The organism is Halomonas halodenitrificans DSM 735, from assembly GCF_000620045.1.
Classification (GTDB): Bacteria; Pseudomonadota; Gammaproteobacteria; order Pseudomonadales; family Halomonadaceae; genus Halomonas; species Halomonas halodenitrificans.
Map to the genome: position 1 here is coordinate 44,836 of NZ_JHVH01000023.1, position 16,661 is coordinate 61,496.

Sequence of the window (16,661 nt, forward strand, 5' to 3'; positions counted from 1 at the left end):
AATCGGCATGCCAACGATGAGACTAGGAGCCCACCGCGCCATGCGGCAAGGTGGGACAATAAACGCAGATGAAGCCAGAGCCCGCACCTCGGTGCCTGGGAGGCGAGGAAGGCCGCGCCCCAAGGCAGGGCACCAGTTCAGTGGTTGGGTATACTGCCAACGCACCGCCAGTGCTCCTGCAGAGGGCGATAGATCCTGTATCAGCCACGCCTGAAGTCAGCGTCACGAGACTGACAGGACCCGCCATGTTGTCGTCGTCATGGCCTGCGCAGCGCAATTTCTGCGTAGATACCCTGGTAGTCAGGGTCAGGTGTTTTATCCGGCTCCGGCATGGGATTCAGGGCTACCATGCGACCGCTGGGGTCATCCAACAGGCCACGAAGCTGTTCGTAATCGAAGTTCCAGCCCTCGGCCTTGCGCTGGTTGAGGCGTGTGACGGTCTCTACCAACGTGGACATGCTGTGCCCCTCCCCCTCAAGGGGCGGGAATGCCTGAACCAGCGGTTGCCCTTCATGCCAGCCGATCTTGATGGGCTGGTTGACGATTCGGACCTGGGTGCCGGCGGGCACGCGGTCGAAGATCGACTCGATGTCCCCAGGGAACATGCGAATACAGCCACGACTGGCACGCATGCCGATACCATCCGGCTGGTTGGTCCCATGGATCAAGTAGCCATCGAAACCCAGGATAATGGCATGGTCTCCCAGCGGATTGTCCGGGCCTGGTGGCACCACGCTGGGCGCCTCTTCACCGCGTGCCCTGGCTTCGCGCTGAACCGACTCGGGTGGGTACCAGGCGGGGTTCTTGATGTTCATGGTGGTCTTGGTCACACCGAGGGGGGTATCGAAGCCCTCGCGACCGATGCCGATAGGATAGGTCTCGACACGTGATGTCTCGTCGTCATCCACCTCGGGATAGTAATAAAGGCGCAGCTCGGCGATGTTGATGACGATACCAGTGCGCTCTGCGGCGGGCAGGATGAAGCGCCCGGGTATTGTCACCTCGGTACCCTCGCCGGGAATCCAGATGCTCACGTCCGGGTTGGCGCGCACGATCTCCCTGTACCCCAGGTTGTGTCGCCTGGCGATATCGAGCAGGGTTTCTTCTCGATCCTCCACCGTTATGCGGTAGGTGTCGCCGATCACATTGCCTTTTTCAGGCAGCGGATAGTGGCCGAGTGGCCACTTGTTCTCCTCCTGGGCCTGAGCAACGCCGATGAGCGCGAGCCAGCCTGCCAGCACTCCCATCAGCGTGCGTGTCCGGAGTTGCCACCCTGGAGATTTCCTCGCTGTGCCAGAGTGGGATTCGGATAACGTCATCATTCTCTCCCTTTTCGGCTGGACCCTTATCATCCAGACCGACGTGTGTTGAATCGCCATCCAGGCAGCACCAGTAAGCCGGCCAACAGCCAGGTCGGCCAGCTACCGGTTCGGGTGAACGGCGTGTTTCCCACCATGGGCATCACCTCGCCGCGAAGGCTCGTCGCCTGGAACTGTGGTGCGCGGGCCGTGACACGGCCCTGAGGATCGACGATGGCGGTCACACCATTGCTGGTGGCGCGGATCAGGTACCGGCCGTTCTCCAGCGCACGCAGGCGGGCCATCTGCAGATGCTGCAGGGGGCCGATGGAGCGGCCGAACCAGGTGTCGTTGGAGACCGTCAGCAACAGCTCGGCATCGCGCGCCTGCTCGGCGACACGATCGGCATAGATGATCTCGTAGCAGATGGCGTTACCGATGGTGGTTCCGGCGGCGTGGATCGGCCCCTGAGCCTCGGCCCCGGGGGTCATGACCGGCATGGGCAAGTCGAAGAAGGCGATGGTGTCGGCGAGCAGGCGCTTCAGCGGCAGGTACTCGCCGAAAGGCACCAGACGCACCTTACGATACTGGCCCTCGGCGTTACCCAGGCCGATCACGCCGTTGTAGTTGTCGCCGCCGTCGCGCTGCAGGATGCCGGTAAGCAAGGCGGTGTCGGGCGACAGGTTGGACTGTACCCGCTCCAGTATGGGCCGCGCGTTCTCCTCGAACATCGGCAGGGCGGCCTCGGGCCAGACCATCAGGTCGAGGTCGTCGGGCTGCTTCCGTGTTAACGACGTGTAGATGTTGACCGCCTCGCGCTGGCCTTCGGGCTTCCACTTGATCGACTGAGCCAGGTTGCCCTGCAGCAGGGCGACCCGCAGCGGCTCGCCTGCCGGCGAGGTCCACTGGGACGGCAGGGCCAAGGGAGTCAGCCAGAGAGCGGCGATGGGCGCCGCGGCCCACCAGCGGCGGCGCAGGAGCTCCACGCCCAGGGTGCCGGTCAGGGCGGTGATCAGCGACAGCAGATAGACGCCGCCCACCGGGGCCCAGGCCGCCAGCGGCGAGTCCACTTGGGACGTGCCCAGCAGCAGCCAGGGAAACCCGGTAAACAGCCAGGTGCGCAGCCATTCGCTCACTACCCAGAGGCCGGCGAAGCTGAGGAAGGCCAACCGCGGACTCGTGACGCGGCGATAGAGCCAGAAAGGCACGGCGAAGAACAGCGCCAGGCTGGCCACGAATAGGCCGGTGAGGAAGAGCGCCAGTGGCGCCCCCGTATAGCCGTAGTCGTGGATTGCGACAAAGACCCAGGAGGTGCCGGAGCCGAACAGGCCCACGCCATAGCACCAGCCGCGGAGGGCGGCCTGAGCGGGTGTCAGGGCATGAATGCCGACATAGACCAGGGCCACCGCCACCGGGCCCAGCCACCACAGCGTGAAGGGCGCGGCGCTAAGGGTGGTCAATCCTCCGGCGGTCAGGGCCAGCAAACAGCCGAGGACCGGAGAAAGCCGTCCGACAGGCGTCATGTCCCGGACTGGCTGGTTCTGTGCATCCATGCCGTCACTCGGACAATCTGGGGGAGGGGCGCTCATGCAAAGCCGCCATCGCAAAGGCGATGACCCCCAGGAACAGGGCGATATCCGCCAGGTTGAAGGCGGGCCAGTGCCACTCTCGCCAGTAGATGTCCAGGTAGTCCACCACGTACCCTCGCGCCAGGCGGTCGATGCCATTACCCAGCGCGCCACCCAGTATCAAGCTGTACCCCAGCGCCTCCAGGCGGGGCCTGGGCCTGCACAACAGGAACGTCAGCACGATAGCCGCCATTCCTGTCAGGCACAGGAAGAGGTAGCGCTGCCAGCCACCTGAGTCGGCGAGGAAGCTGAAGGCTGCCCCCGTGTTCCACCAGTGACCCCAGTTTAAGAATGGGGTCAGCGGGATGGCCTGGCCATACGGCATCAGCACTTGCACCAGCCCCTTGATGGCCTGGTCGGCCAGGCCGACCAGGCCCGCCAGTGCCAACCAGTACCGACTCTGCGGCACCATCGCTATCCCCTTCGTTGTCATGTCGTGGCTGCCTGATAGCGCGGGCTTGCCGAGCCAGTCGTGGCATTGCCTGGCGAGAAGCGATAGCCCAGCAGCCGCATGGCGTTCAAGGTCACCAGCACGGTGGCGCCGGTATCCGCCATCACCGCGATCCACATGCCGGTGATGCCCAATGCCGTGGTCACCAGGAAGATGGCCTTCAGGCCCAGCGCCAGGGCGACGTTGGTCTTGACGTTGCGCAGCGTGGCCCGGGACAGGTCGATCAGCTCGGCGATGCCACCGACGCGGTTCTTGAGCAGCGCCGCATCCGCCGTTTCCAGTGCCACGTCGGTGCCGCCGCCCATGGCGATGCCCACATCGGCTGCCGCCAATGCCGGGGCATCGTTGATGCCGTCACCTACCTTGCCGACGGGGCCTCGGCCGTCGGCCTGCCAGTCACGAACACGCTGCGCCTTGTCCTCGGGCATCAGCTCGCCATGCGCCTCGATGCCCAGGCTGTCACCGATGGCAGCGGCGGTACGCGCATTGTCACCGCTGAGCATCACTGCCTGCACGCCCAGGCGTGACAGCGCCGTTAGCCCCTCCCGGGCGTCCTCACGCGGCTCATCGCGTACGGCGATCAGCCCCAGGGGACGCTCGTTCTCGACCAGCAGGGCGAGACTCTTGCCGGCATGTTCCAGCTCGGCGATTCGGGCACGCAGACCGTCATCGAGAGAGGTCGGCGCTGTCAGGTGCCGAGGGGCGACCAGGCTCAGCTCTCGGTCCTCGATCCAACCGGCGACGCCACGCCCCGAAAGGGCGCGGTTACCGTTCGTCTGGGGGATGGAAAGGCCCAGTTTCTGTGCATGCGAGAAGATGGCCGTCGCGATGGGATGGCTAGAATCACGTTCCATCGCCGCTGCCAGTCTCAGGATCTCGTTTTCGCCCTGGCCGGTAGCCCAGTCTTCCACGTCGGTGACCTGGGGAGTGCCGGCGGTGAGGGTGCCGGTCTTGTCCAACGCCACCGTGCGCAACTTGCCCAGCTGTTCGAGTACCGCGCCGCCCTTGATCAGCAGGCCCCGCCGGGCGCCCGCCGAGAGGCCGGCAGCGATCGCCGCGGGGGTCGAGATCACCAGGGCACAGGGGCAGGCGATCAACAGCAGGGCCAGGGCGCGATAGACCGATTCCGACCAGGCCATGGTCGAGACCAGCGGCGGCACCACCGCCATCAGCAGGGCGAGCCCCACCACCGCCGGCATGTAGTAGAAAGCGAAGCGATCGATGAAACGGGCCACCGGTGCCTTGGCGGCCTGGGCCTCCTCCACCAGGCGGATGACCCGCGCGATGGTGTTGTCCTCGGCGCCGCGGGTTACCTCCACCTCCAGGGTGGCATCGAGGTTGACCGTGCCGGCGAAGACGTCGTCACCCGGGGCACGCGAGCGGGGCACCGACTCTCCGTTGATCGGTGACTCATCCAGATCGGACTCGCCGGCCAGGATGCGTCCATCGCAGGGCACACGGTCGCCCGGCCTTACCAGTACCCGCTGGCCAGGCGTGAGCGTAGCGGCCGAGACCTTCCGGGCATCCCCATTCTCCATCAATCTCGCGGTAGACGGCGTCAGGTCGGCCAACGCCGAGATGCTGCGGCGTGCCCGTGAGGCGGCCACGCCCTCCAGCAGTTCGCCCACCGCGAACAGGAAGACCACCACCGCCGCCTCGGCCGCGGCATCGATGGCCAGGGCGCCCAGGGCGGCGATGCTCATCAGCATCTCGATGGTGAAGGGGTTGCGCATCTTCAGTGCGCCCCAGGCGCCCTGGGCGATGGGCACCAGGCCCACCAGGGTGGCGGCGACGAAGGGCCAGCCCCCCAGGTCCGGCCAGGTCATGCGAAGGACCAAGGCCAGAGCCAGCAGCCCCCCCGTGACGAGCACCAGGCGTCCCTTCGCGGTCTGCCACCAGGGCGCTGGGGGGGTATCTGACCCATCCTTCTCGGAAGGGGCGGCAAGCCGGTAGCCAAGCTCGTTAAGGATCCGTTCGATCGACTGATGAGACGGAGCCCTGTGTGGTTCGGGGTGTATGGTGACCGATCCGGTCACCGAGCTGGCCGACACCTCCTCGATGCCTTCCAGCCGACCCAGCGCGGCCACCACCTTGCGCTCGCAGCCGCCGCAGTCCATACCTTCGACTCGTAGCGTAAAGCCCGCTGACGTTGCCGTGGATGTCGAATTTTCCATGGTGACACTCCTGGCGATGGGTTATCTTCTGAAGGATAAACCTTGTAGCAACTATAGATTCAAGCCATTCAGGAGGGCTTCAGGATGGCGGAGACGAGCGACGCAATCGGCATCGGCGAGCTGGCCCGGCGTGCCGGCTGCAAGCCCGAAACGGTTCGCTATTACGAGAGCATCGGGCTGGTGAGCGACGCGACACGTACCGAGGGCGGTCAACGCCGCTACGGAGAGGAGGCCGTCAGGCGGCTGACCTTCATCCGCCATGCCCGGGACTTCGGCTTCTCGGTGGAAGCGGTGCGTGAACTGCTGGCCATGTCAGACCAGCCCGACATGCCGTGTCAGGAGGTCGACGCCATTGCCAAGCACCACCTGGAGGAGGTCGAGTCGCGGCTGCAGCGGCTCTCCGCACTGCGTGACGAGCTCAGGCGGATGGTCAGCCAGTGTGCCGGGGGGAAGGTCGAAAGCTGCCGGATCATCGAAGTGTTGAGCGATCATCAGCTTTGTATCAGCGACCGGGCCCACGGAGGCGCTCACGACCTAGGGTAGGCATCTGGACGGATCGGCATGCTAGCCCAGCGAGACATCCAGAAACAGCATGAGCACCAATCCCACCGAGAGCCCCAGCGTCGCCTTGTTCTGGTGGCCGCTTCGGTGGGTCTCGGGAATGATCTCATGGCTGATGACATAGAGCATGGCACCGGCGGCGAAGGCCAGCCCCCAGGGAAGCAGTACTTGTGACATGCTGACGACCCCCGCACCCAGCAGGCCACCTAACGGCTCGACCAGCCCGGTGAGGGAGGCAATGGTCCAGGATCGCCAGCGTGAATAGCCTTCACCCAGCAATGCCACCGCCACCGCCAGGCCTTCCGGCGCATTCTGCAGGCCGATACCGATAGCAAGGGGAAGTCCCCCTTCGCTTCCCCCTGCTCCAAAGGCCACACCAACCGCCAGACCCTCTGGCAGGTTGTGGATCGTGATGGCAAAGATGAACAACCAGATTCGGCGCAGCGATGCCGCCTGTGGCCCTTCACGCCCCTGCTCGAAATGTTCGTGGGGGAGTCGCTCATTCAGCAGGGCGACCAGCCCCATCCCCATCAGTATCGACGCGCAGGCAATGGCGGCAGGCAAGACGCTACCGCCATAGCGCAGTCCAGAGGCTTCCAGGGAGGGAATGATCAGTGAAAAGAAGGACGCCGCCAGCATGACACCGGCGGCGAACCCGAGTGCCAGGTCGCGAACGGCACGATCGGGCGCCTTGCTGATCAGGATAGGTAGCGCTCCGATGGCGGTCATCGAACCGGCGGCAAGACTACCCAGGAACCCCAGCGTGACCGGAGAGACACCTTCCATAGACCCTTCCCTTCTGGAGGATTGGTACTGCAGGGAATGTTGTGTCACACGACGATAGTCATTACATGGCCACCGATGCATGTCATACAACAAGCCCGCCTGTCGGCCTATCGATTATCCAAGGCGACCAGACCGGAGGTCCCGATGGCTTTTTGCAGACGACCACGAGCCTCGAAAAGCACGCTTCGATAATTCTGGGGTCTCAGTGACTCCCCCAGAATGATGCGCTGCCCCTCCTCCAGGGGATCGACAGGTCGGTCATCCACTCTCACTTCGTAGTGCAGGTTGGGACCCGTGGTGAGTCCGGAGGCCCCGACTTCACCCAGCGTATCGCCGGCATTGATGGCGTCCCCGACCGCCAGGCCGGAGGCGAAGCGGCTGAGATGCGTATAGCGGCTGAGGGTGCCCATCTCGTGCTCTACCTCCACGACACGACCATAACCGCCGCGACGACCGATGAAGGAGACCCGCCCCGGCGCCGTCGCCATGACCGGGGTGCCGCGAGGGGCGGCAAGGTCGACGCCGTCATGACGACGGACCGCACCGTATACGGGATGACGTCGATTGCCGAAGGCGGACGTCAGGCGTGCGCCGAGCACCGGGAACCGCTTCGTCTCCACAAGGCTACCGTCCTTGAAGAGCATCACAGTGGCTCTCTGGTCCGTAGGCCATACCATCTCCAGTCGTGCCGACGGGTCAGCCAACCCCATATAGGTCAGACGGGGAGGCCCAACTCGCGTGCCATCCTCTCGGCGATCCTCTTCCCACAGTAACTGCAGGCACTCCGCGCCCGAGATATCACGGCGTGTGTCCATGAGTCCGCCCAGCAGCACCTCAAGGTCCACAGCGAAACGCGTGGGTATCCCCTCTGCCGCCAAGGCGGCATAGAGTGACGTTTCAACGTCCACTTCACGGCCTAGAGTCAGGGTGTCGAGACGAGGCGGGACAATCCGCGTCGACGGCTGCTCCCCTAGCGTAACGACGTATTGAATACCCGAGTCACGCTCGATGGCCACTGACACCGGCTGTCCGGTCGTCAGAGAGGTGACAGCGAGACGATCTCCAGGCCGCAAGCGTCTTGGGTCGAATATCTCCGCCAGCGATGTCGACGCTTGGGTGCGCGCCTCGGCATTCACGCCAAGCTGCAGCAGCAGTGCGTTCAGGGTATCCCCTGGTGCCACGATTAGCTCTTGGGCGATGCTCTCGGGCGGCTGAACGGCCAAGGGCGATGCCCCCTTCTGCGCGAGAGCTTGTGCCCTGGCCGATGCCGGTTCGCTCGATGATAGCGAGGCGCTCTCTTGCCAATGGGCTTCGGCCAGCAGAGGGCCCAGCCCCATCAACCCTACCAGCAACCAGTGCCGTGTCATGACGCGTCGTCCTCGCCCGAGACCTCGGTCACCTCACGGTTAACGGCGTCGACCAGCTCCTGCATGCCGAAGGGGTCCAACAGCTCACCATTGACGAAAAAGGTCGGCGTCTGGCGGATCTGGTTGGCCTTGACGTCTTCCTTGTCCTGGTCAATGACCGCTTGTACCTCGGGGGAATCAAGTTGTTCCTCTGCTGCAGTTCTGTCTAGACCGGCCTCGCTGGCGATATCCAGAATAGCGGCCTCATCGAAGCTGCCATGAGCCGCCCACTGGCTCTGCCGGGCCAGCAACGCTTCCAGCACCGGCTGGAAGACGTCCTGGCGCCTGGCGACTTCCAGCACGCGAATGGCGGTATCGGACACGTCTCCGTGGAAGGGCGTGTAGCGCACCACCAGCCGCACCTGGTCGGGGTATTCTTCCAGGATGCGCTTGGTCAGCGGATAGAAGGCACGGCAGGCCTCACAGGCCGGATCGAAGAACTCCACGATGGTCACCGGCGCTTCTTCCGGCCCCAGAATAGGCGAGTGTGAGCGCACCAGAGAGTTTTCGGCCTGGGCTTCATCCTGGCTGGCCGCCTCGGCGCCCATGCCCAATAGCGAGGGTCTCGATACCATCACGATAAGGGCGGTCAGCATCAACGCGCCAACCAGGATAAATGTCGCTTTTTTGTACATTGACTTCTCCAATTCAAGTGGTTAAGCGGAAAGCAAGACCAGAGAGCTGCTGAGTGGATCTCAACCGCTGTTGGGTGCCTAAGTCGGCGAATAGTGGCGTGTTATCCATGCCCATAAAGATTGGCTCCCTGATGCGCATGATCAATATGCTCGAATTCCAAGCTGGAGTGGCCAATGTCAAAGCGCGCTTTCAGCTGAGCTTTGATATCCGCCTTGACCGCCTCGAGCTGCTGCCAGCCGGCTTCCGTCGTCACCACGTGGCAGTCAAGCGCGGCGGTGTTCTCCTGCATTTGCCATAGGTGAACATGATGCACATCCTCAACCCCTTGGACGTCACGCAGGGCGTCAATGACTGATTGACCATCGATATCGGGTGGCGAGCCCAACATCAGTGTCCGGATAGGACCACCTATCTCCGTAAAGGCGAGATAAAGAATATAGAGCGCAATGCCGATCGTAATCGCAGGGTCTACCCAGCGCATGTCATATAGCAGAATTAGTGAGCCGCCGATGATCACAGCGATGGACGCAAAGGCATCGGACAGATTGTGCAGGAAGAGAGCGCGGATGTTGACGCTATGTTTTTGCATCGACCAAGTGAGCAAGGCCGTTAGCGCATCGACAAGAAGAGCGACAATGCCGATGATGACGACTATCCAGCCCTGAATCTCTGGCGGGTCGATCATGCGCATGACGCCTTCATAAATTAGATAAAACCCAACGAGAATGAGGGTCGTGTAGTTGATCAGCGCTGCGACAATCTCGATTCGCCCATAGCCGAACGTCATCTGAGAGTCAGGTGGTCGCCTCGCGATCTTGCGGGCCGCAAAGGCAATGACAAGGGCAGCCATGTCGGAAAAATTATGCAGCGCATCCGCGATCAGCGCGAGGCTTCCGGCCAAGATACCCCCAACAATCTGAGCAACGGTCAATATCCCGTTGGCCCAGATGGCAATGCTCACCCGACGGTCACCAGAGGTGGGGTCAAGATGGGGATGATCGTGATGATGTCCCATGCGTCATCCTTGTGGTGTCACCTGATGACGCGACAGTATAAAACCTATACCAACTCAAGCTTCAAGCCCGAATTATAATGAAGGCTGAGCCAGGGCTAGCAGTCTGTCGGGTTATGGGTGTCGCTCATAGTAACGGCACCCACTTCTCTCGATTTTCGTGTTGGCGCCGGCCATGTCTCTTGTGTGGCGCCATTCGGCGATCCTGGAGTGGCCTGAGCGCTTGTGACGCAGCCTTATCGCTGAGGCATGCCCCTCAGCCTGCGGCCAGGCGATGCATCCGCTTGATATTCCATGCCAGGGTGGCCAGTCGCCACTCGCCGCTGACCTTATCCAGGCCACGTAACGAGAACTGCCGGAACCCCATCACGTGTTTGATGATCCCGAAGACCGGCTCTACCGTGTGCTTGCGCAGCGCATAAAGCGCTCGGCCCGCCTGTGTCTTCAAGCGATGTGCCATCTGCTCGACGGGGTCATCGCTCTCCGGCACTGGCGGATCCACGGCGAAACGCTCGAAGACCGGAAGGTGATGGAGATCACGCTTCATCGCCAATAGCGGCTCGATGCCGTGCTCATGGCAGGCCCGGACATTGGCAGCGTTGAAATAGCCCGTATCGGCCAGCAGATGGGCGGGCTTGCCCACCGCCTCCGGGTAGCCTTGCCAGGCCGTCAGCAACGGCATGACTTGCTGCTTGTCGTTGGTTGCCTGAGTGACGTGGACATGGGTCACCAGCAGACTCTCGGTATCAACGGCGGCTTGGGCGTTGAAGCACTGATCAAACCCCTTGCCGGTGACCGGCATGATCCGTGACTGCGGGTCGGTGAAGTTGAGCTGGTCCTTGTCACGCGGGCCGCCAGTGGGCGGTTCGGGATCCCGCCCACGGGGTTTCTTGCCGGCCTTGCGCTGCGCCTCCCGCCGCGCCACCTTTTCCTGGTAGGCGGCTTGCTCGGTGGCGTCCCGCTCCTCGGCGCGCGCCTCGATCTTGGCCTTCGCCTCGGCGATGGCCGCCAGGCGGGCTTCACGGCGGGCAATCTCGGCGGGGATATCCATGCCGTCGGCCGCGTCCTCCTGGTCCGCCGACTCGGCCCGCTCGGTCAGTGCCCTCACCTCCGCCCGGAGTTGTGCTTCCAGCTTCTTGGCATGGCCATACGATAGCGCCTTGTGCTTGCTGGCGTTGGCCTTGAGCTTGGTGCCGTCCAGGGCGATGGTGCCGAGCTTGAGCAGCTTCATCTCGCGAGCCAGCAGCAGCACCTGCACGAACAGCTGCTCCAGCTCCGGCAGGAAACGCCGGCGAAAGGTCGCCAGCGTGTCGTGGTCGGGATGGGTATTGGCCGCCAGGTAACGGAACGCCACCGAGTCATAGGTGGCGCGCTCGATCTTGCGGCTGGAGACCACCCCGGTGGCGTAGCCATAGACCAGCAGACTCAGCAACACTGCCGGGTGGTGGGCCTTATGCCCTCGACCGGCGTAGCGTCGCGTCAGCGCCGAGAGATCCAGTTGTTCGACGACATCGACCACGAACCGCGCCAGGTGGCCATCGGGCAGCCACTCGTCTACCGAAGGCGGCAGGAGATAGTCGGTCTGACGGTCAACGGGGATGAAGCGGCTCATGGCGACGTTCCAGTAGTGGCGGCATGCTGAGAGTATCTCACGGCGTTATCGAAAACCCGACAGACTGCTAGGCGTGTGGAACTTTGCATAGTGGGCGCTGTACCAGACATGGTTACCATGTTCCATGTCCCGGAAGGAGCCCATTGTGATACCCAAGCCCCACTCGCACACCTGGCTGATGAGCCTAGCTTTACTCTTGATGCAGGCGACGCCAGCCCTCGCCGAGCCACGACTGCCGGACTTCACGGAGCTGGTCGACAAGGCCGCGCCAGCCGTCGTCAACATCTCCACCTCACGGGAGATCGAGAGGTCCATGACGTCCTCTCGGCAGTTTGGGGGGGCAGGAGGTGCCGGAGATCTTTCGAGAGTTCTTCGGCGACCGCATCCCGATGCCACCCGGCGGTGCGCCCAATCGCAATGAGGAGCCACGTCAGTCACTGGGATCGGGCTTCATCTTCGATGAAGACGGCTACATCATGACCAACGCCCACGTGGTCAAGGGCGCCGACAAGATCCTGGTGCGACTAAACGACCGTCGCGAACTCGAGGCCGAGCTCGTGGGGGCCGACGAGAAGACCGATGTGGCGGTGCTCAAGGTCGACACCGACAACCTGCCTACCCTGGAGCTAGGCAACTCCGACGACCTTCAAGTCGGCCAATGGGTCGCCGCCATCGGTTCCCCTTTCGGCTTCGACCACTCGGTGACCTCCGGCATCATCAGCGCTATCAACCGCACTCTGCCCCAGGACGTCTACGTTCCCTTCATCCAGACCGACGTGGCGATCAACCCTGGCAACTCCGGCGGTCCACTGTTCAACCTTGATGGCGAGGTTGTGGGCATCAACTCCCAGATTCTGACCCGCAGCGGCGGCTACATGGGCCTCTCCTTCGCCATTCCCATCGATGTGGCGCTGGACGTGGCCAACCAGCTGCGCGAAGAGGGCTATGTGAGCCGCGGCTGGCTGGGCGTCAGCATACAGCCGGTGTCAAAGGACCTGGCGGAGTCCTTCGGCATGGAACAGGCCGAGGGTGCCCTGATCGCCCAGGTCGAGCCCGGCAGCCCTGCGGCGGAAGGCGGGATCAAGGCAGGTGATGTCATTCTCGAAGTCAACAGTCAGGAAGTAGACCACTCCACCACGCTGCCGCGCCTGGTCGGTCAGACGAGTCCTGGTGAGGAGGTCGACCTCAGAGTGTTGCGCGATGGCCAGCGAGAGCGCATCACGTTAGAGGTCGGCGAGTGGCCGAATGCCGGCCCCGAGCAATCCGATGGCGACCCGGTGCGCCTCGGGATCGTGGTTCAGCCGCTGAGTAGCATGGAACAGCGCCGGCTTGGCATTGATCACGGGGTGCGCATCGCCAAGGTCGATCCGACCGGCCATGCCGCTGCCGCTGGCATTCGCCCCGGCGATGTGCTGGTCAGCCTGGGCCAGCAACCGATAGAGAGCCCGCAACAGCTGACGGAGTTGCTGACCAACCTGCCGGACGACCAAACGGTGCCGGTTCTGCTCAACCGCGACGGCCGTGCCTACTTCGTGGCCCTGCGAGTGGGCAATGGTGACTGAGCAAGATCACTGTTTCCCTACCAGACCATAGTGGAGGGGCTCAAGCTCAGCGCTCAGACTTTCACCAAGGAAGTGACGCAGTTGTTTTGCTTTGCCGGGTGAACGGGCTGGGCTTGAGGTTCTAGTGAATATCACTACTTGCACAAGTCAGGACACATACTTGATAGAGCTTTTAGTCAAGTTTGCGTTTCTACGGATAAGGCCAAGGTGCGCGTCGGCGCAATCCCCACGCAGACCGGGATATGCGTGAAGCGCCGCACCTTGGTGAACAGTTCCTGGGCGTGACGGTGCATCTGCTCCGGGGCAAAGCCGTCGAAGCGCACGAACATCTCGTCGATGGAGTAGGGCTCCACGCCGGCAGAGAACTCCTCCAGCACCTGCTGCACCCGGGAGGACATATCCCCGTAGAGTTCATAGTTCGAGGACAACAGCGTGATGAGCCGCTGGCGGAGCATTGGCTGCAGCTCGAAGGCAGGTGTGCCCATGGCCACGCCCAGCGCCTTGAGCTCGTTGGAACGAGCGATCACGCAGCCATCGTTGTTAGAGAGTACGCCCACGGGCACGCCCTCCAGCCGCGGCTGAAAGGCCCGCTCGCAGCTGACGTAGAAGTTGTTGCAGTCGATCAGTCCGATCATGGGCCTGGCCCCGGCTAGACGGTGTACTCGTGGACTACTGCGCGGACCACGCCCCAGGCCTGGCACTCCAGGTCCGCGGCGGGGATGGGGCGGTAAGCGGGGTTGGCCGAGGTGAAGTAGGGACGGTTGCCGATCAACTCGTAGCGTTTCACCACCAGCTCCCCCTCCACCGTGGCGACCAGGATATGCCCGGGCCGCGGCTCGATGGCGCTATCGACCACCAGCAGGTCACCCTCCGCGATGCCCAGCGCCTCCATGCTGTCGCCGGTGACGGTCATGAAGAAGGTCGAGGAGGGGCGCTTCACCAGCCGCTCGTTGAGGTCCAGGGTGCGCCCCTCGTAGTCCTGGGCCGGGCTCGGAAAGCCCGACAGCCCGGCCCGCGTTAGGGGCAGAGGGAAGGGCAGGGGCTGCGCCGGCGGCGCCGGATCCGCGGGAATGAGCTTGGGGTGTGGCATGGTGGGCTCCTCTCGATACCTGATATTTATACAGTATCAGGCAGGCGACCCGGCCTGCCAAGCCCTTGCACCGCGAAGGTCGCGAGCAGGCTCAGCATGATGCTGCTAATCTGACTGAGGATTAGGCATAGCAAGGGAGTGCGAAATGAAAGCTCATACTCGTCAATGTAGGACCCCACTACTGGCTCCGGTGGTATGTCAGCTCACGACCCAAAGCGGCCAGGCCGGCAAAGGCAGCATGCGCGTTCATTGGGGATATGCAGCATGCACGATGATCTGTGTTATGTGGCCGAGCTATACTTGATTCCTAGAGTTTTCAATAGGATGAGATATGTTCGATCACGCAGAATAACATTGTTGAACTCGCATGCGCGTTCAAGTGGAATATCAAGCATGCTATATAATAAAACTGTTATGAATAAAAGGAAAATCGCATGAAACTTAAACTTATGTCTCTAGTAACTATCTTCTTGATTGCATCTTGCTCAAATGCAGAAGCTCAATTAACTATTAATGAAGCTGAAAGTATAGGGTTCAAGAAAAAGCAGCAGCAACTATTTCAAATGATTGGCGCTATTGATGGTTGGAGTGGGACTTGGGAAGGAGAAAGGGTTGAGCTTTATCAATTCGAAAGCCCAGAAAAGATAAAGAAAGATTTATTTTCGACTTCAACAGATGAGGGCAATATTTCTGGATGGGTGGATAAGTGCACAGTCAGAAATATGTTCATGTTAAGCAAGGGCAAAAAAGCTTGCTCAAAACTGAAAACTTTGACTGGTTCATAACAAGCGCCGGCACAAACATTCGCTTCGCTCATTGGACTCGCAACAAGTTGCGAGCCTGTGCGGCGGGCGTTATGCAGCAAGGAGGAAATCATGATTTCAGATCAGGAAAGGGCGTTAGCTGAGCAGGTCATCAAGTTGCATGATGGAAAAAGCTTTGACATATTGCAGAATCTATCAACATCGTCTCATCGCGAAGGAGGCGAAGGCCCCGTCACTGAAGATATCCTGAATCCGTGAGACCGGCCCCCAGGAATGCTTCTAACCTACTGAACTGCATGGCAATATAGCGAATATCGCCATTCACCCAGACAGTGCCATGCCCAACGTCAAGTTCCGCGCCAGTCGCCGCACCCTCACCAGCCACGCCGGGCTGTCCATCATCGGGCAATGCTTCGAGATCGCTGGCGTCGACAGCATCGACAGCCGCTTCCCCACCACGCTGGGCATGCGCACCAGTGACGTGATCAAGAGCTACCTGGGCCTGCTGTGTCTGGGCATGAGCGACTATGACGCCATCGAAAACTTCCGCCGCGACAAGCCCTTCCAACAGCTGCTGACCCTGCAAAAGGTGCCGAGCACGGCGACGCTGCGACAGCGGCTGGAGAAACTTGCCGCCAACGACCTGCAGGCGCGCACCGCCACCTGGTCCACGACCCTGCTGTCACTGATCGAAGCACCGATCACCGCCGAGACGACGCACGTCTGCCTGGACATCGACACCTTCGTCATGGACAACAGCAACTCGAAGAAGGAATGCGTCTCGCGGACCTACCAGAAGGTCGATGGCTACACCCCGATCGCCGCCTATCTGGGCAACGAAGGATGGTGCCTGGGTCTGGAACTGCGGCCTGGCAAGCAGCACACCATGAAGGAGAGCAACGCCTTCCTGGAGCGGGTACTGCCTCGCGCCCAAGGCCTGACCAAGCAACCGATCCTGTTACGCGAGGACAGCGGCTTCGACAGCCAGGCGCACCTGGCGCTTCTCGAACAGCAGCGCCAGGTCTTTGCCGACGAGGGGCGCCGGCTCGACTATGTCGTCAAATGGAACCCGCGCGGCTCGGCCACGGCCGATCAGGATACCTGGTTGGCTGTGGCGGCGGACTACTGGGAAGAGCTGCGTCCTGGCAAGCGCCAGGCGCTGTGGACGCAGACCGTCTCGATCCACGACGACAACAAGACCGAATACGTCGTCCAACGCGTGATGCGCCTGGTAGAGCGCACCGCCGATCGCGATGGCCAGTTGCTGCTCGAACCGGACTATGAGTTGGAAGGCTGGTGGACCAGCCTGGACGAGGCGCCGGAGGCGGTGACCAAACGCTACCAGGCGCATGCCACCCACGAGCAATTCCACAGTGAGATCAAGACCGATCTCGACCTGGAGCGGCTGCCGTCGGGCAAGTTCGCCACCAACGATCTGATCCTGCACCTCGCCCAGCTGGCCTACAACATCCTGCGGCTGATGGGGCAGCTGGGCATGACCGGCGAGCTGAGCCCGGTGCGCCATCCCGCCAAGCGGCGCCGGATCCGCACCGTGCTACAAGAGCTGGTGCATCGTGCGGCGCTCGTGGTTCAAAAGGCGCGGCAGATCATCCTCGACTTCGGGCAGGACATCGGACGCATGACGGTGTTGAACACCCTGCGAAGCCGCCTGCGCTATCCG

Annotated in this window: 14 protein-coding genes and 2 pseudogenes; 5 read left to right on the top strand and 11 right to left on the bottom strand. The window is 62.3% G+C overall.

Going from position 1 to position 16,661, the window contains the following annotated elements:
• Positions 1-257: 257 nt before the first annotated feature.
• The 4 genes from Q358_RS0111375 to Q358_RS0111390 all read right to left on the bottom strand — a co-directional run bounded on the left by Q358_RS0111375 (position 258) and on the right by Q358_RS0111390 (position 5,551).
• Positions 258-1,247, bottom strand: a complete 990-nt coding sequence (locus tag Q358_RS0111375; RefSeq protein ID WP_043488184.1) for a L,D-transpeptidase family protein — start codon at positions 1,245-1,247, stop codon at positions 258-260.
• Positions 1,248-1,348: 101 nt separating this feature from the next.
• The gene (gene lnt / locus Q358_RS0111380; RefSeq protein ID WP_027962128.1) at positions 1,349-2,851 is read right to left on the bottom strand and encodes an apolipoprotein N-acyltransferase; all 1,503 of its coding nucleotides are present in this window, start codon (positions 2,849-2,851) and stop codon (positions 1,349-1,351) included.
• Positions 2,852-2,855: 4 nt separating this feature from the next.
• Complete coding sequence (lspA, locus tag Q358_RS0111385; protein WP_156940903.1) at positions 2,856-3,338, bottom strand: signal peptidase II; 483 nt, start codon at positions 3,336-3,338, stop codon at positions 2,856-2,858.
• A 17-nt stretch (positions 3,339-3,355) separates the two neighbouring features.
• Entirely contained in the window at positions 3,356-5,551 is a 2,196-nt protein-coding gene (locus tag Q358_RS0111390) for a heavy metal translocating P-type ATPase (protein WP_027962130.1), read from the bottom strand.
• An 84-nt stretch (positions 5,552-5,635) separates the two neighbouring features.
• Here Q358_RS0111390 and Q358_RS0111395 point away from each other — a divergent pair, with 84 nt between their 5' ends.
• Positions 5,636-6,094 (top strand): MerR family transcriptional regulator, encoded by a 459-nt coding sequence (locus Q358_RS0111395; RefSeq protein WP_027962131.1) that lies wholly within the window; start codon positions 5,636-5,638, stop codon positions 6,092-6,094.
• A gap of 21 nt (positions 6,095-6,115) precedes the next feature.
• Here the strand turns inward: Q358_RS0111395 and Q358_RS0111400 are convergent, their stop codons facing one another.
• The 5 genes from Q358_RS0111400 to Q358_RS0111420 form a co-directional block, all read right to left on the bottom strand.
• Positions 6,116-6,898 (bottom strand): ZIP family metal transporter, encoded by a 783-nt coding sequence (locus Q358_RS0111400; RefSeq protein ID WP_027962132.1) that lies wholly within the window; start codon positions 6,896-6,898, stop codon positions 6,116-6,118.
• Positions 6,899-7,005: 107 nt separating this feature from the next.
• Entirely contained in the window at positions 7,006-8,265 is a 1,260-nt protein-coding gene (locus tag Q358_RS18860) for a M23 family metallopeptidase (RefSeq protein ID WP_051530343.1), read from the bottom strand.
• On the bottom strand, positions 8,262-8,939 hold the full coding sequence (locus tag Q358_RS0111410; protein ID WP_027962133.1) for a DsbA family protein: 678 nt from the start codon (positions 8,937-8,939) through the stop codon (positions 8,262-8,264). Before Q358_RS0111410 ends, Q358_RS18860 begins: the two co-directional genes overlap by 4 nt.
• A gap of 101 nt (positions 8,940-9,040) precedes the next feature.
• The gene (locus tag Q358_RS0111415) at positions 9,041-9,955 is read right to left on the bottom strand and encodes a cation diffusion facilitator family transporter (RefSeq protein WP_027962134.1); all 915 of its coding nucleotides are present in this window, start codon (positions 9,953-9,955) and stop codon (positions 9,041-9,043) included.
• Between the two features lie 253 nt (positions 9,956-10,208).
• Positions 10,209-11,564 (bottom strand): IS1182 family transposase, encoded by a 1,356-nt coding sequence (locus Q358_RS0111420; protein WP_027962135.1) that lies wholly within the window; start codon positions 11,562-11,564, stop codon positions 10,209-10,211.
• 124 nt (positions 11,565-11,688) lie between these two features.
• On the opposite strand from Q358_RS0111420, the pseudogene Q358_RS17320 reads away from it, so the two are divergent.
• Positions 11,689-13,126, top strand: a pseudogene (locus Q358_RS17320) (DegQ family serine endoprotease).
• Positions 13,127-13,326: 200 nt separating this feature from the next.
• On the opposite strand, the pseudogene Q358_RS0111430 reads toward Q358_RS17320, so the two are convergent.
• Positions 13,327-13,761, bottom strand: a pseudogene (locus Q358_RS0111430) (Y-family DNA polymerase); the annotation flags it as partial.
• Between the two features lie 14 nt (positions 13,762-13,775).
• Positions 13,776-14,216 (bottom strand): LexA family protein, encoded by a 441-nt coding sequence (locus tag Q358_RS0111435; protein WP_027962137.1) that lies wholly within the window; start codon positions 14,214-14,216, stop codon positions 13,776-13,778.
• A gap of 434 nt (positions 14,217-14,650) precedes the next feature.
• Here Q358_RS0111435 and Q358_RS18615 point away from each other — a divergent pair, with 434 nt between their 5' ends.
• The 3 genes from Q358_RS18615 to Q358_RS0111445 form a co-directional block, all read left to right on the top strand.
• Positions 14,651-15,001 (top strand): hypothetical protein, encoded by a 351-nt coding sequence (locus tag Q358_RS18615; protein ID WP_156940904.1) that lies wholly within the window; start codon positions 14,651-14,653, stop codon positions 14,999-15,001.
• Between the two features lie 90 nt (positions 15,002-15,091).
• Complete coding sequence (locus Q358_RS18620) at positions 15,092-15,238, top strand: hypothetical protein (protein ID WP_156940905.1); 147 nt, start codon at positions 15,092-15,094, stop codon at positions 15,236-15,238.
• Positions 15,239-15,317: 79 nt separating this feature from the next.
• A partial coding sequence (locus Q358_RS0111445; protein ID WP_027962138.1) for an IS1380 family transposase occupies positions 15,318-16,661 on the top strand: 1,344 nt, incomplete at its 3' end.

Bases quoted from the DNA above. Each gene is read 5' to 3' on its own strand.
- lnt (WP_027962128.1), bottom strand. From the start codon at position 2,851: ATGGATGCACAGAACCAGCCAGTCCGGGACATGACGCCTGTCGGACGG.
- Q358_RS0111390 (WP_027962130.1), bottom strand. From the start codon at position 5,551: ATGGAAAATTCGACATCCACGGCAACGTCAGCGGGCTTTACGCTACGA.
- Q358_RS18620 (WP_156940905.1), top strand. From the start codon at position 15,092: ATGATTTCAGATCAGGAAAGGGCGTTAGCTGAGCAGGTCATCAAGTTG.
- Q358_RS0111420 (WP_027962135.1), bottom strand. From the start codon at position 11,564: ATGAGCCGCTTCATCCCCGTTGACCGTCAGACCGACTATCTCCTGCCG.
- Q358_RS0111410 (WP_027962133.1), bottom strand. From the start codon at position 8,939: ATGTACAAAAAAGCGACATTTATCCTGGTTGGCGCGTTGATGCTGACC.
- lspA (WP_156940903.1), bottom strand. From the start codon at position 3,338: ATGGTGCCGCAGAGTCGGTACTGGTTGGCACTGGCGGGCCTGGTCGGC.
- Q358_RS0111395 (WP_027962131.1), top strand. From the start codon at position 5,636: ATGGCGGAGACGAGCGACGCAATCGGCATCGGCGAGCTGGCCCGGCGT.
- Q358_RS0111435 (WP_027962137.1), bottom strand. From the start codon at position 14,216: ATGCCACACCCCAAGCTCATTCCCGCGGATCCGGCGCCGCCGGCGCAG.
- Q358_RS18615 (WP_156940904.1), top strand. From the start codon at position 14,651: ATGAAACTTAAACTTATGTCTCTAGTAACTATCTTCTTGATTGCATCT.
- Q358_RS0111400 (WP_027962132.1), bottom strand. From the start codon at position 6,898: ATGGAAGGTGTCTCTCCGGTCACGCTGGGGTTCCTGGGTAGTCTTGCC.
- Q358_RS18860 (WP_051530343.1), bottom strand. From the start codon at position 8,265: ATGACACGGCACTGGTTGCTGGTAGGGTTGATGGGGCTGGGCCCTCTG.
- Q358_RS0111415 (WP_027962134.1), bottom strand. From the start codon at position 9,955: ATGGGACATCATCACGATCATCCCCATCTTGACCCCACCTCTGGTGAC.
- Q358_RS0111375 (WP_043488184.1), bottom strand. From the start codon at position 1,247: ATGGGAGTGCTGGCAGGCTGGCTCGCGCTCATCGGCGTTGCTCAGGCC.